General features: G+C 32.7%; 11 protein-coding genes. 3 read left to right on the top strand and 8 right to left on the bottom strand.

Annotation, left to right across the window (positions count from 1 at the left end; genetic code table 11):
* Nucleotides 1-95 precede the first annotated feature (95 nt).
* Nucleotides 96-902: a chemotaxis protein CheW gene (locus AC6QZF_RS05130; protein WP_499798803.1), complete on the bottom strand. Its 807-nt coding sequence runs from the start codon at nucleotides 900-902 to the stop codon at nucleotides 96-98.
* A 126-nt stretch (nucleotides 903-1,028) separates the two neighbouring features.
* Here AC6QZF_RS05130 and AC6QZF_RS05125 point away from each other — a divergent pair, with 126 nt between their 5' ends.
* Nucleotides 1,029-2,999: a hybrid sensor histidine kinase/response regulator gene (locus AC6QZF_RS05125; protein WP_499798802.1), complete on the top strand. Its 1,971-nt coding sequence runs from the start codon at nucleotides 1,029-1,031 to the stop codon at nucleotides 2,997-2,999.
* A gap of 70 nt (nucleotides 3,000-3,069) precedes the next feature.
* On the opposite strand, the gene AC6QZF_RS05120 is transcribed toward AC6QZF_RS05125, so the two are convergent.
* Complete coding sequence (locus tag AC6QZF_RS05120) at nucleotides 3,070-6,978, bottom strand: T9SS type A sorting domain-containing protein (RefSeq protein WP_499798801.1); 3,909 nt, start codon at nucleotides 6,976-6,978, stop codon at nucleotides 3,070-3,072.
* A 169-nt stretch (nucleotides 6,979-7,147) separates the two neighbouring features.
* Here AC6QZF_RS05120 and AC6QZF_RS05115 point away from each other — a divergent pair, with 169 nt between their 5' ends.
* Nucleotides 7,148-8,029, top strand: coding sequence for a 3'-5' exonuclease (locus AC6QZF_RS05115; RefSeq protein ID WP_499798800.1), 882 nt, complete (start codon nucleotides 7,148-7,150; stop codon nucleotides 8,027-8,029).
* On the opposite strand, the gene AC6QZF_RS05110 is transcribed toward AC6QZF_RS05115, so the two are convergent.
* From AC6QZF_RS05110 to AC6QZF_RS05085, 6 genes are all read right to left on the bottom strand, one after another.
* Complete coding sequence (locus tag AC6QZF_RS05110) at nucleotides 8,019-8,960, bottom strand: HDOD domain-containing protein (RefSeq protein ID WP_499798799.1); 942 nt, start codon at nucleotides 8,958-8,960, stop codon at nucleotides 8,019-8,021. The two genes, AC6QZF_RS05115 and AC6QZF_RS05110, sit on opposite strands and share 11 nt — an antisense overlap.
* Nucleotides 8,947-9,753 (bottom strand): sigma-70 family RNA polymerase sigma factor, encoded by an 807-nt coding sequence (locus AC6QZF_RS05105; protein ID WP_499798798.1) that lies wholly within the window; start codon nucleotides 9,751-9,753, stop codon nucleotides 8,947-8,949. Before AC6QZF_RS05105 ends, AC6QZF_RS05110 begins: the two co-directional genes overlap by 14 nt.
* 11 nt (nucleotides 9,754-9,764) lie before the next feature.
* A complete protein-coding gene (locus AC6QZF_RS05100) occupies nucleotides 9,765-10,529 on the bottom strand; it encodes a hypothetical protein (RefSeq protein ID WP_499798797.1) in 765 nt (254 codons plus the stop codon).
* A gap of 64 nt (nucleotides 10,530-10,593) precedes the next feature.
* Nucleotides 10,594-11,373, bottom strand: coding sequence for a MinD/ParA family ATP-binding protein (locus AC6QZF_RS05095; protein WP_499798796.1), 780 nt, complete (start codon nucleotides 11,371-11,373; stop codon nucleotides 10,594-10,596).
* 25 nt (nucleotides 11,374-11,398) lie between these two features.
* Nucleotides 11,399-12,505, bottom strand: a complete 1,107-nt coding sequence (locus AC6QZF_RS05090) for a flagellar biosynthesis protein FlhF (RefSeq protein WP_499798795.1) — start codon at nucleotides 12,503-12,505, stop codon at nucleotides 11,399-11,401.
* Between the two features lie 82 nt (nucleotides 12,506-12,587).
* Nucleotides 12,588-13,250: a hypothetical protein gene (locus tag AC6QZF_RS05085; RefSeq protein ID WP_499798794.1), complete on the bottom strand. Its 663-nt coding sequence runs from the start codon at nucleotides 13,248-13,250 to the stop codon at nucleotides 12,588-12,590.
* Nucleotides 13,251-13,413: 163 nt separating this feature from the next.
* Here AC6QZF_RS05085 and dnaN point away from each other — a divergent pair, with 163 nt between their 5' ends.
* Complete coding sequence (gene dnaN, locus AC6QZF_RS05080; protein ID WP_499798793.1) at nucleotides 13,414-14,574, top strand: DNA polymerase III subunit beta; 1,161 nt, start codon at nucleotides 13,414-13,416, stop codon at nucleotides 14,572-14,574.
* The last annotated feature ends 3 nt before the right edge of the window (nucleotides 14,575-14,577 follow it).

The following is a 14,577-nucleotide window of genomic DNA, read 5'->3' as shown; positions in this document are numbered from 1 at the left end:
AAAACAATTGCCTTTTATTGGTTAGAATTAATCTAATAAAAAAAGGAGGCTTCAAATAACCTCCTTATTAAAAAAAATCTTTTTATTTAGCTTTGTTAATAATTAACCATTTTGTCTAAATCCAATACCAAAATAATATCTCCATTAATATTTACCGATCCGCTCAAAAAACGATTTCGTTCGTTTAATTCAGATTGTTGTATCTGTTCTTTTTCAAAAGATACTATATTAGATACATTATCGGCTGTAATTGCAACTATCGAATTGTTATGTTCTAAGATTATTGCTAATTCTCGATGTGCTTCTTTAATGGCTTGCTCTGCATTATCAAATAGGTCTATCATTGCTTTTAAATCAGTATTTTTTGCTTGTTCGATAATTTTGATGGCGGTAGATTTACCATTTAATTCTTTCTCTTTCAGTGCTCGATTTGCTATCGCGTGAATTCTCTTATGTGGTGCATCAAATTGCCTTAGATATACTTCCAATCCGTAGTTGTCAGTTTTAAAATTATCATACCATCGTCCGAATGCACAGGCATGTGGATCTGTTGTTAGGTTAAAATCGCCATCTTTCTCGACCGCCATATAAAGTGTTTGTAGCCAGTTTATATGGTCTTGTTTCCTTTCCTGCAACATCTGGAATAATTCTTGATCGATTTCCAAAATTGAACGAAAGCCTAATCTCTTACGAGAATCGATTAAGGTTATTATGTTTTGACGTAATTTTATTAATCCTCTTACAAATTCTGGTGAATTCGGCATAGGGGTTGCCTCTGGGGCAATCACAATTTCTTTAATTGGCAGTATAGACAATGCATACGAATTATCCGCTATTTGAATAACTAAATACTGATTAAGATCAGCTTCTTCAAGTTGCTTGTTTATTAAATCTGCTTTCATACTAATTCCTTTATTCCAGTAGCAAAATTATTAACGAAACAATAAAATGAAACAATAAAATTTACGATAATACATTAATAATTATTGTATTTTATCGTAAAATTTTTCTATTTCTTTAGAGGTTATATGAATCTATCGGATAATATTTTTAACATTTTGTTAGTTGACGACAGTAACTTTTTCCGAGTTACTGCTCGAAAAATGATAGAAGATAACTTCCGCGTTCGAATTTTTGAAGCGAGCAATGCTTTCGAGGCTATGCGTTTGCTTGGCAACCATCCGATCGATATCATTCTTCTTGATGTAAATATGCCCGAAGTTGATGGGTTTAAAGCAGCAAAAATTATCAAACATCAAGAAAAATATGCTGATATTCCAATCATTTTCTGTACTGCTATGCCTCCAACAAAAGAAGTTGTTCATCGAAGCTTCGATGTAGGCGGGATTGATTTCCTTAATAAACCTTTTACCGAAGCAGAAATTGTTCGCCTTCTCGCGTTGTATTTCAGGTTTATTTTACACGAGAGAGAGAGTAATCGCAAAATTCGCGACAATCATAAATTATTAGAAAAAGAAATCGAAGAACGTAAATTAGCCGAAAGAGCCCTTCGACAAAGCGAAGAGAAATTTAGAAAAATTACCTCATCTGCTTACGACGCTATTTTGATGATTAATCAGGATAATAAGATTAATTTTTGGAATGAAGCCGCATTCAGAATTTTTGGCTATTCTTCAAATGAAGTTCAAAATATCGATTTTATTAAGCTAATTTCTTTACCAGGAAAATACCAAATTAACAAATCAAATTTTGAGGCAATCAAACAGTCTGCGAAAGATATTCAACTATCCAAACATTTTGAAATTCAAGCCATACGCAAAGGTGGGCAAACAATTGAGTTGGAAGTTTCCGTTTCATTTGTTGAAATCTCAAATCAACCAAACTTTGTTATAATTGCAAGAGATATTACCGAAAAGAAACTTGAAGCTATGTTGCTTGCTAAAAGCGAAGCCCTACTATCGGAAGCTGAATCCATTGCTCATTTCGGAAGTTGGGAATACGATTTGCAATCTAATGTTATTACTTGGTCAAAAGAATTATATAGAATATATGATGCCAATCCCGAGGATACCATTCCTACCATTGAATTAATTAATAGTATGCTTAAACCAGAATGTTCTGAATATTTTATGAAAGTTGTCGAAAAAGCAATTAATGAAGGCATTCCATACAACATCGAGCTGGAAATCAACACTCCTGCTGGTAACTTAAAAATTATCGAAGGGCGTGGCAGACCTGTTTATAATTCGGAAGGCAAAGTAATTAAGCTTGTCGGGACCGTAATCGATATTACCGAAAAGAAAATGGCACAAAGAAAATTAGAGCAGTATTTAGAAGAACTCAAAGAACTTAATGCGACTAAAGATAAGTTCTTTTCCATTATTGCTCACGACTTGAAAAATCCTTTTGGTGCTTTGAAAAATCTTTCGGAAATCTTGCATTCTATGTATAGTGATTTTTCCGAAGAAGAACGACTGGAAATTATTAGCGAAATGTATAAATCTTCAATTAAACTTTATGATCTTCTCGAAAACTTGCTAACCTGGTCCCGTTCCCAAAGAGGCGCAATTCAATTCAATCCCGAAGAAACTCATCTTAAATACATTATTAATAATTGCGTAGAACTACTCAAAGAAACTGCTAACAACAAGTCAATAAAACTTATCGACAAGGTTAATGATGAACTTGTTGTCTTCTGTGATGTGAATATGATCACTACAGTTGTTAGAAATCTTATTACAAATGCAATTAAATTTACTCCAGAAAATGGTGAAATTTTGGTCAATGCAGAGAAAACAGAAAGTGAGGTGATAGTTTCTGTCAAAGATACAGGCATTGGAATTCCCGACGAAGATAAACAGAAACTTTTCCGAATTGATGTCCATTATACAACTATTGGTACTTCACAAGAAAAGGGGACAGGACTTGGGCTCATTCTTTGTAAAGAATTTGTTGAAAAACATGGCGGAAAAATTTGGGTAGAGTCCGAAATTGGCAAAGGCTCTACTTTTAAATTTACTATTTCCAAGAAATTATAGAATAAAGTCTTTTAAAGAATGGTGCCGACTTTTATAAGCCGGCACTATTAACATTTAAATCTTGCTTTTATTACTTAATTACTTGAATTTTTTGAGTAATTATTTCATCATCTGTTTGCACAACGACTAAATATACCGATGAGCTCAATTGTTTGCAGTCGAAAGTTGTTCTGAAAATTCCATCGGAAATAAACTGATTATCAATTATTGTAGCTACAACATTGCCTACTGAATTTATTAGTTTAATTCTGATATGTGTAGGCTTTTCTATTTTGCAACTTATATGTACTTTATCATTTGTTGGATTAGGAAAAACATTTAATCTACCATCATGAAATGCTGTTTCAGTTTGATGGTTTTCATTATTGCTCATTATTATATCCACAGGATTAGATGGACAACCTTTTAAGCCATCAGCATTAAACGAATATACTCTTATTTTGTATTTACTGAAATCGTCGATATCAAATTCCTTCTTCTTTTCATTCTTTGAAGCTGAAGCAAAAATAATTTCGTTCCCTGTATAAGTTTCACCTACAATTACATATCCTACAATACCATTTTCTTTAGATGGTTCCCATTCAACAACACATTTTTCCTTGTTGGTAAAATATTTTGCACTGATATTGTTTGGCGGGAATAAAATAGATTTACTATTTATTATTTCTATATTCGAATAACTACTTTTACTATGATTTTCATAATAGTAAACTGCATATAAATAATATCTACAAAGTTGCATTGTATCACTTAATTTTATTCTACCATGACCATCTGTTGCATTGAATGATGTAATATAAATTCCATCGTCACCGAATTTGTTCTCATCAAAATAAATTTCGACAACACCATTTGAATTTAATCCACTTGTCCCCCAATAGACATCAATTTCGTCTAAATTCTGTATCGTGTATATTTTAAATTCTGGCTTTTCTTCGAATTTGTAGTAATTTATTGAAGTATTTTGATCGGTGGATAGCACTTTAATTTGCCATGTCCCAATCTCAGGTTTGGTAATTGTCCAAAACGCTTTCTTTGATTGACTGTCTTCTGAATAAATTATATCACCTACATACTCATTCGAAGGAAGATACTCTATCATAGAAGGAGTTATTAATTGAGTGTGGGGTACGGAATTTTCTCCAATTATTCTAATTACTAATCTTTCTAATGAACTGTTGACAATTATTTGCTCATATGTGTTGTCGTTTATAGCTATTTTACCTTTCTCAACTATTTGTTCTTCAGGCGTTCTTTCGAAAAAGAAAAATTCATCATCATCGTAGCTCTTATTTAAATCAACGACATAACGTAACTTACCAATTTTTGAACCTAAATTAGCTTCTCCCCACAGAACTTTTGATTTTCCAAATAGTAATCGAGCGTCAGCATCGACTTTCTTCGGCAAACCTATCGTTGCATTTATCCAATCAAATGGCCAATCATCTCGTAACTTTGGAATATCCAACTGACCTGATACATAACCTGAAAACTTGCTTTGTCTCATATTGTATTTCAAACTTCCTTCTGTCGTTAAAAGATATTTTTCTTCATCTTTTGTTCCAATATTTAAGCTCCCTTTTAGTTCCATCTGAGCAATTGAGAAATCAATATTACCCTCAATTCCACCTTTCATCTGCCATTTTTTCAAAAATGGATCTTTGAAAAGATTTGCTTCGCCTTTCATTCCAATTATGTTCGGGGTCTTGAAAAATCCTGATATGTCAATTTTATAAAGATCTTCAGAAGTAATATCAGAAAGAATACCGCCTAATTCAAATTCAAGTTCTGGCTGGGTAATCCCTGATATATGTCCAAAAAATCCACTTATCCCAACCGTTGTAGTTCCAATTACAAATAATGGCGGAAACGATGCTTCCATTCTAAAGCCTATGCTATCAAGCTCACCTTCAATAAATGCAATTCCTGCTCCTACCTCTCCAAATGGTATTTTAACGCTCGCTCCAAAGTCCAACCTATCTCGTTCGCTGTCATATTCACCATACAATTTGCTCAAACAGAAATTGGGGAACGATATAAATCCGAGATTTTCTACTTTAAAACCACCTAATTCAATCCCTGTGCGTTTAATTTCAAAATCTTTAACTTCAAATTCGGTATCTTTCTCGTCACCTTCCTCACTGCAACCTACTGCAATTCCTGGAACAGTTATCGTTGCAGTTATTTTGACACCTTCTGCACGCCTACCTCCAACTAATTGAATATCTTTTACTTTGAGTTTAAAACCTGCTAAATTATCCGTGTAAGCATTAATAAAATTTGCAATTTCCCCATCGCTTCCCAATATTTTCAATTCATATTTTCCTCTTGCAATCGAAAAAGTCCCTACTCCACCTAATGGCAAAGGTACATCTCTTACAAGGAAATCACCTTCGCAACTTATCCCTAATTGTGCTGTATCAATTGCAATTTTCCCTACAAATTCAACTAAATCATTAATTAATACTTTCCCAGTTGTCTCAATCTTAGTTGTTTTTTCAACTGGTTCCCACACTCCTTTTCCTTCTATACAGAATTCCAATGCACCATCAAGAATACTCCAACATTTCAATCCTTTTACAACTGTAACTTTCCTAAATATTGTGTCGGTTGTTATTTCATCTTTTTCTGCAATGAACCCGAAAACATACTCACCTTCCGAGTTTTCAGCAAACCTATAACCATAAATAAGTTTTGCTGTTAATGAATCTGTTATACCAATTGGTTGATACCCAGATTTTTCAATCGGATTATTGACATATACTTTAGCATTACCAACAGGCTTGTTGTCGGCATTTCTAATATAAATCATAAAAGTTAATGAATCTTTCTCTGCTATTTCCACGTCATTTGAAGGTGTAACTTGCATTATCAAATTTGATGGTAGTACCGTTAATTGTCGCTCAATTGTTTGCGAAATTTTATAGCCAGTTTTTTGGGCAATAAGCTTTATAGTGTAATCATTTGCATTCGTGTTCGATGGTATTTTGAAAGAATAGTTAAATTCTCCATCAGAATTTGTGTTGCCAATTTTAGTATATTTTCCTGACAAAATAGGATTTAAGCAATATATCTCAGCATCTTCAATAATTTCATTATTGTTGTCCAATGCAGTGATACCATACAATACTTCTTTGCCTGCCTCAATTTCTATTCTGTCTATCGGATTAATCCTTAAAAATAATTGAAAACTATCTAATACCGTAATGATTTTTTCAACAGTATTCGATTGCAGTGTGTCTTTAACCGCTCTGAAACTGAATGTATATTCGCTAGCCTCGGTATTCTCCGGGATAATGTAATTGTAATATAATATGCCATTGTCATTTGTTCTTCCAATTAGTATTTCGTTTTCTTCGTTTATAAACGGATTAATACAGTAAATACTCGCATTTCCAATAATTTTATCGCTTACTGTAAATTGTACCCCAAAACTTAATTCCGACATAGGAACTAAATATGGCTTGTGATATTCCGACACTAATAGTTCAGGTTTTGCCTCAGAATATGAGAAATTCCCTAAAACTCGTCTAAATCTTGGTGCAAAATAGCAAGCCGGCTCAAAATTAATAAAACCAGAAAAAATATTATTTGTTGTATCGTATTGAAATATTTCAACATAACCGTCAACTCCACAATTTGAATAATCGTCCCATCTAAGAAGCGAAGCCTCCAACCAAACGTAATTGTAACCGACTTTTGGCTTATTTTGAAATGGTATAAAAATTTCTCGGAAACTACTCGTAAAATTTTGAATATAAATGCTATTTGTTGCCCATTCCCGTATAGACATTGTAGCAGTAACTATTGTTGTATCATATGGATTTGTCCAACCAACACATTTCAATGTAACGGGGAATTCGGGTGTTTGATAATATGCAGAAATTTCTTTATTCTGCATCATCATTGCAAAGCAGATTGTTGCCAGAATAATCATTTTTTGCAATGAATTCGACAAATTTGTAGCTAAATGAAACATATCCGAACTCCAAAAAATTAGAAATGATTACTTAATATAAGATAATTTAAGTTATTTAAAAATTAATTATTTATAATAAAAAGTTAATTGGTAATACATTTATTACATTTCTTCTGAAAATAATGTTTATTTATTAGTATTTTTGTAGTTAAAATGAAAATCAAAACAAATGTGTTTAATAGAGAATAATTCTTTTGTAGTTGTTGATGTTGAAACTACGGGTTCCGATCCAGTCTCGAACCGTATTTTCGATATTGCTTGCATAAGAGTAGAAAACGAAAAAATTGTTGATAACTTTTACTCTCTGGTAAATCCTCATCAATTTATTCCTCCTTTTATTTCTAAATTAACGGGGGTTAGCAACAAACAAGTATATTCAGCTCCCGAACCGCCTCAAGTATTTTCAAAAGTCCACCATTTCTTGAATACAAAGCCAAGTATTTTTGTTGCTCATAACGCTTCTTTTGATTTTTCTTTTATAAAAAATGCTTTCAATAGACTAAATCTTAAAATAGATGTACCCGTATTATGTACCCTTAAACTTGCTCGTAAACTTCTACCAAAAGATTTAAAGAAAAATGTTGGCTTTTTGGCAAATTACTTCTATCACGATATAGAGAACCGCCATCGTGCCTACGATGATTGCCTTGCAACTGTTACAATTCTCAATGAGCTTATCAAAATCGCAAAGTCTGATTTCGATATTTTTACTATTCATGATTTGCTTGCTTTTCAGAACAAACCAGTGCGGGCAACCAAAGCTAGGTCCCAAAATGCTGATGCTATTCTAAAAAAAATCGAACACATTCCTAGCGAAGCTGGATTTTTCAATATTTTCGATAAAGAGGGCAATATAATTTTCTCATCTGAAACGAACTTTTTGCAAAGTCGTTTATTCAGCTTTTTCGGTTATGATGAACATTATTCGAAAAAAATTGCTCGAATTATCAAAAATTCTTATGATATTTCCTGGAAAATTAATTCCGAAGGCGAAAATCTCTTCCAGCAAAATACACTTTTCGATTATTTAACTGAAAAAATTAAGCTCTAATTGAAATATCACCAAATATTGCAGCTTTTTGGAATTCTTCGATTATTTCTTTCTTCAATAGTTCAAACGCACTATCGGGGTCAAGAAAATCTTCTTCTGACAAATCTTCAAATAATTCCTCAGAAAGATAATAGGGTGGAGGGGTGTAGTTCTTATCCCACTGCTTGTATTCCATTATTTGAGCAAACCACTCAGAGAGCGATACTATTGCAGTCAATGGTTGGTCTATTTCGTGAAAATCAACGTCTTCTGTAATATTCTTTTTATCTTTGCTTGTTAGAAAGTCTTTATAATTTGTATGGTGATTTTTTATTGCTAAACACAATTTGGGCGGTAAATTCCATTTCTCTGCCAGCCAAAGCCCAATATCAGCGTGTGTGGCCCCTAAAACTTGCATTTCCGCATCTGTTATTGATACATTTTTTGCTTTTTGAAGCTTTCTAATCTCTCCAAACTGCTTTCGAAAATTTTCAATTATTATCAAAATCCCTAAATCGTGCATCAATCCAGCTACAAATGCTTCTCCTGCTAATTTATATCCTAATTTTCTTGCAAGTAGCTTTGCCGCTGCCCCACAAAATAGTGAATAATTCCAAAAACTTTTAACGTCGAACATACTTTTGCTTAATCGGGAAAAGAACTTTTGAATTAATAAGCTCAACACTATTTCTTTTAATACATTTATTCCGAGTATTACGACCGCTAAATCAATAGTTGAAATTTTACGGGCAAATCCATAAAATGGTGAATTTGCCACCTTCAATACTTTGGCAGTCAGAGTTTGGTCCCGCTCTATTAATGATGCTAATTGATTTGCACTTAATTTAGGGTTATCAAGTGCAGCTAACACATGAGACATCACTGTTGGGATTGTCGGTAGCTCTACTATGGTATCAAGTTTTTTCTGTATTTTGGGGTCAAGCATTCTCATACTTATCTAACTTATCTCTAAGGTCATTTAGTACCTGAGAATGAATTTGGCAAATTCTGCTTTCCGAAACGTTTAATATGTTCCCAATTTCTTTGAAGGTCAAATTTTCATAGTAATACAAAGTCATCACAAGCCTTTTTTTCTCATTCAATTGTTGAAGGAAATCTGTGAGCTGCTTAATTCTTTCATCATTCTCTAATTGTTGAAGATAATCTTCCTGATTTGTGTCCGGCAGTTCAGCAATCAAATTAAAGTCTTCTAAATCTTCATTGTAGTAATATGAACTTTCACTAATTGAGAAAGATGATTTTGCTGCCGCAGCTGCCTGTAAATATGACTGATATTTTTCCGGAGATATGTTTAATTTCTCAATAATTTCTATGGCTGTTACTTCTCTTCCAGTTTGGCTGCTTAATATATCTTTTGCTTGAAGAAAATCATGTGCCTTTTTCCGTGTTGATCGAGATAACCAATCAAGTTTTCTCATTTCATCCTGGATTATTCCCTTGATCCTTGGTATTGCATAAGATTCGAACTTCACTCCACGAGTAATATCAAATCTATTTATTGCTTCGTTTAGTCCCAATATGCCCACATTTATAAAATCATCTTCGCTTAATATAGAATTATTTGGGATTTGCAATTGACTTACAACATATTTAACCAGCCACATATAAGAAAGCATAAGTTGATGTTTGTCATTTTCGCTTCTTGTAATAATAAAACTTTCCCACAATTCTTTCAGCTCATCTGGTGATAGTACTATTTCTCTATTTGTATTGCGTTTACTCATTATTTATGCTTTTATTTCATTATTTCGTTTAAATAGTCGATATCTTCATTATTTGGTTCATCCTTTATGTTTTGTTCTTGTTCGAACTTAAAATCATTTGAGTCATCATTAATTGATATTGACGATTCTGGCAACGAAAATTGTTCATTACTATCTTCAATCAAGTCGGTCATCCCATCTGAAGTATTCTCACCTTCGTTTTGATTAATTGGTGGTATTTGCTTAGCTTCCTGCTTTGAAGCCAACATTTCAGATTCTTTCCGTTCATTGCTCCTTATCGTAGCTAAATCACGCTCCAATATCTGCAATTTTGCTTCTTCTGCTTCTCTCAACCGTTGAGTTTCAATCTCTTCTCTTTCTCTTTCAATCCGCTGCTGCTCTTCGAGTTCCTTCTTCTTATCCTCGCTTATCATCAATACTGCCGCAACCATTATTATCCCAATCCCGAAATAAAAGAAAGTAAAAATCAGAAACAAATATATCAAAGATGTTTTTAAATCTAATTCAAGCCAAAAATACAAAATGATAGACATTATCATTGTTGCAAGTAATGAAAGATGTAGCAGCAGCTTAAACGGTAAATTAACTAAAGTTTTTATTCTTTTAATTTCCTGCTTACGCTCTTCTTTGATTCTTTTTTCTTTTAGCTTTCGCTTTTGTTCTTTTTCTTTTTGCATTTTCGCGATAAGGGCTTTTTCTTCCTTTTCTTTTTGTTTGAGCTCTTTCTCGCGTTTTTGGTCTTCCGGAGTTAATATTTTATTTTCTTCTTTTGCCATTTTCTAACTACTTTTTACTTAATTACACGAATATAGTATCAAAAATTGTAAGTTTATTTATTATTTAATTTGTTTGACAAACTGTTTTACTTGTTTTTTGACATATGAACTGACAAAATTCACGAATTGCTCGGCTTATTTCATCATCAGGATTTGTTTTAGTAAAAATTTCTTGTTTTATTATTGACTGGCGTACTATTCTGCTGTATGGTATTATTCCAATTACCTCAGCTTTGAAGCCTAAAAATTTCTCTGTTGCAAGATTCATCTTTGTTGCAATATCACTTCCATCGTCTATATCAATTGTATTATTTACAATTAATTTTATTCTGTCTATATCCATATATTCTTTAAAAACTTTTATCAATGCATACCCATCAAGCAAAGAAGTTGGCTCGTCTGTAATCACTAAACAATTTATATCAGATATCGGAGCCAACTCCATATTTATATTATTCAACCCCGCAGGAGTATCAAAAATTATATAATCATAATTTGTTTTTATTATTATATCTTGATAAATGTCCTCAAAACTAAACTTGTCTTTTTCATCATTTGTAAAGGTAGCAGGTTCGTCAGATAATATATGCAGATTTTCATTTATCGAAAATATTGCCTTTTCAACTGGAACAATACCTTTGTATACATCTCCAAGTCTGATAGGTGGCTCGATACCATAAAATAGGTGAGTATTCGGAAATTTTCTATTCGCATCCCAAACCAAAACTCTAAAGTTCATCTCCGACAAAACGTATGCAATATTTGCAGAAAGAACACTCTTGCCGACCCCTCCTTTCCCGCTTATAAATGATATCTTAAAAGGTGTATTTTGCAAATCGCTCATCTCTTGAACCTCAATCCAAATTTTCTTATTCTTCAATATTTAACATTAATTCTGCGATTTTATTTTTATCAGCAGGCTCAATATCATCTGGTATTTTTTGTCCTTTTGTTATATATGCGATGGGTAGCTCTGCTTCCCAGATTACAGGTATTATCCCTCCAATTGTTTCGCACTCATCAATTTTACTTAAAATCACACCGCTCAGTCCAAATTTTGAATATTTATCTATGATTTTTCTTGTTGTTGCATTCGACAAAGTTGCATTTACTACCAGGTAGGTCAAATTGGGCTCTGCCATTTTGTAGTAATCGCTGAGCTCTCTAATGTTTTCCTCAGTATTATGATTTCTTCCTATCGTGTCGATTAAAATCAAATCGTAATCATTTTTTGCTTTTTGCACAATATCGCGTAATTCATCAGCTGAATATGCTGCCTTGAACGAAATTCCCACAATAGCCGCCATTGTTTGTAGTTGTTCCGCACCACCAATTTTATACGTATCAGCAGAAACAATCAAAATATTCTTATTTGTAAGTAATTTCACTATTACAGCAATTTTGACAAGTGAAGTAGTTTTACCGCATCCTGTATTACCAATAAACATTGCTACTGTTTTCTCTGTAACTACATTTAAAGGTGCCAATATTTTAATTTTTTCAGCAATTATCTCTTTGGTATACTTAATCGCTGGCGAATATTCAACATTTATATTTATATTAGACACTTTCCCGACAATTTCTAATGCATAATTTTCTGGGAATTCATTTATGATTAACCTCTTGTATAATTTCGAAAATACTGACGAAAGACTACCTGAATATTTATATTTCAAGTTGCTGTTAATGATTGCAAGCGTGTTTTTTATCTCACTTATTTCTTTCAAAAATATTGCTTCGCCTAATAACTCAGTTCTTTCATGAGAAATGTTATCTTGTTTTGGAGTGTCTGCTATTCTGTTTGTTTTGCTATGTTTGATGTCGTCAATTGCTGCAACAATTTCTACATATTCCTTGCCAGTTGCCGGATTTATCATTGTTCTACTGGATAATATTACGGCTTCTTCGCCTAATTCTCTTATTACCAGAGACTTGCCTTCTTTTATGCTTTCTGATGTGAACTTTTTAATTCTCATTTTCAATCAACCATTATTGTTATTAATGGTAAGAAAGAAAAAAATATGCCACAATTTCAAAGCTTTCAATTGAATTTCAATTTTAGCGAATAATGCTCTTTTTTATCTCTTCGGGTATGTGGTATTTCCCGTCTTTTTTCTTTTGTTTATAGACGGGTTCTAAAATTAATTCATTTTGAGGAGTTGTATTTTTAGATGGATTTTTGATTTCCTTTTCAGGAATTGACTTAATAATTCGAGAGTTTTGCTTTGCTTTTGTTTCTTCTCTCACTGTGGAGCTGCCTTGATTTATTTTATCTAATGCGGGCAGCATTTGTTCATTAATGTTAGAAAAATGTTCAATAAAATATCCAGCTGATAATTTATCATACTTAATTAGTTGATTTGTCGCCAATATCTTCAAGAATGGCTCAATAGGAATATAAAGCAAATTATTTATTGAAATAACTGGTAAATTCATCTGAAAAATACTACTAATTTCTTCCTTTTTTAAAAATACAAAAAATGAACTATTCGCAAATCTAATTTCGAAGTTTTTATCTGTAACTATATTGTTTTTAATTGTAGCAGCAGGAAAAATTGCAGATATGATAAAATTCAGTTCCACATACTGCACATTATTAAATTGAACCAGCCTAAGCGGATACGATTTTTGATTAACTATAATATTGGCCGATAAGCTTTCTACACTTGCCGAAAAAAACAGCACAAATACAATGACTATATATCCTACCAATCTTCTCATAAATTATACTATAATGCTACCTTGTTTCAAAATTAATCTAAATTATCGGAAAATCAAAATATTACTTGAACATACAAAATGTGGATAAATATCTTTATCTAATTTTCGATTTTTTTTCGTAACTTGTAAATTAATGTGGTATAAAATAACATTGGTGTCAAATATGAAATTTACAGCTAATTTACTTGACTTCTCTAAACTTTTGCAAAAGGTAGTTCCTGCTATTCCACCTAAATCAACTTTACCTGTACTTGAACATCTTAAATTTGAACTTCAAAATAATATTCTCACCGTTGTCGCTACCGACCAGGATATAAGCATTATGAGCTCCATCGAAGTGCAGGACGGTGAAAACGGTGGAATTCTTGTCCCTGCTCGTAAGCTGAACGATATTGTGAAAGCTTTGGATGCTTCCAGCAGTTTTACTTTTTCAAGCAACGAAGAAAATTTTGATATTCACATTGTTACTGCCAATGGTAACTATACTATCAAAGGACTTAATCCTGATGAATATATACAAATTCCTGAACTCTTTGAGTCCGAAAAGCCAGACTTTTCCAATAATAAATTTAGTGTTGATTTCTCAGAAGGTGTGCTCCAAAGGCTTGCAAACAAAACAGCCTTTGCAGTCTCTACTGATGAATATCGCCCTTCGATGAATGGTGCCTTGTTCCAGTTCAGAAACAACTATACTTATGCAGTTGCTACCGATAGTTTCCGTTTAGTGAGAGCAAAATCAGAGGACGAAAGTTATGTGTTCGAAGAAGAATTCGACGTCCTTATTCCTCTGCGTATGCTGGAATTTCTTCGGAAAATTTCTACAGAAGTAAAAATGTCTATGATTTTAGGTCTCGATAAAATTACTCACGTTAGAATTGACTACGACAACACTGTAATTGTTTCCCGTGTTATCGACGAAAAATTTCCACCTTACGAAAGCGTTATCCCGCAAAATATCAATGCTGTCGTTACACTCGATAGCAAGATATTTCTCTCTGCTCTTAAACGTGTCTCTCTATTTGCAAGTAATTTTTCGAAACTCGTCCGAATGCGTTTCGAAAATAATGAAGTAACTATGTCTGCCGAAGAAGAAGCAACTGGCAACTACGCCGAAGAAAAAATTCCTTGCCAATATTCAGGTGATAAAATCGAAGTCGGCTTCAATTGGAAAAACCTCGAAGAAGTTGTTGCCAATATTGATAACCAAGAAACTGATAATAATTTGATTGAATTGCAATTTCTTGAACCTATTAAACCTGTTTTGATTATGCCAAAACGTGAAAATCCTTTGTTGCTTTCACTTATTATGCCTATTAGAATATAGAAA

Origin of the sequence: Eximiradius sp. (assembly GCA_937127445.1) — a bacterium.
In the GTDB taxonomy this organism is placed as follows: Bacteria; Bacteroidota; Ignavibacteria; order Kapaibacteriales; family UBA2268; genus JAKIZO01.
This window is presented reverse-complemented; position numbering and strand designations above follow the sequence as displayed.

Bases quoted from the DNA above. Each gene is read 5' to 3' on its own strand.
- AC6QZF_RS05130 (WP_499798803.1), bottom strand. From the start codon at position 902: ATGAAAGCAGATTTAATAAACAAGCAACTTGAAGAAGCTGATCTTAAT.
- AC6QZF_RS05125 (WP_499798802.1), top strand. From the start codon at position 1,029: ATGAATCTATCGGATAATATTTTTAACATTTTGTTAGTTGACGACAGT.
- AC6QZF_RS05120 (WP_499798801.1), bottom strand. From the start codon at position 6,978: ATGTTTCATTTAGCTACAAATTTGTCGAATTCATTGCAAAAAATGATT.
- AC6QZF_RS05115 (WP_499798800.1), top strand. From the start codon at position 7,148: ATGTGTTTAATAGAGAATAATTCTTTTGTAGTTGTTGATGTTGAAACT.
- AC6QZF_RS05110 (WP_499798799.1), bottom strand. From the start codon at position 8,960: ATGAGAATGCTTGACCCCAAAATACAGAAAAAACTTGATACCATAGTA.
- AC6QZF_RS05105 (WP_499798798.1), bottom strand. From the start codon at position 9,753: ATGAGTAAACGCAATACAAATAGAGAAATAGTACTATCACCAGATGAG.
- AC6QZF_RS05100 (WP_499798797.1), bottom strand. From the start codon at position 10,529: ATGGCAAAAGAAGAAAATAAAATATTAACTCCGGAAGACCAAAAACGC.
- AC6QZF_RS05095 (WP_499798796.1), bottom strand. From the start codon at position 11,373: ATGAGCGATTTGCAAAATACACCTTTTAAGATATCATTTATAAGCGGG.
- AC6QZF_RS05090 (WP_499798795.1), bottom strand. From the start codon at position 12,505: ATGAGAATTAAAAAGTTCACATCAGAAAGCATAAAAGAAGGCAAGTCT.
- AC6QZF_RS05085 (WP_499798794.1), bottom strand. From the start codon at position 13,250: ATGAGAAGATTGGTAGGATATATAGTCATTGTATTTGTGCTGTTTTTT.
- dnaN (WP_499798793.1), top strand. From the start codon at position 13,414: ATGAAATTTACAGCTAATTTACTTGACTTCTCTAAACTTTTGCAAAAG.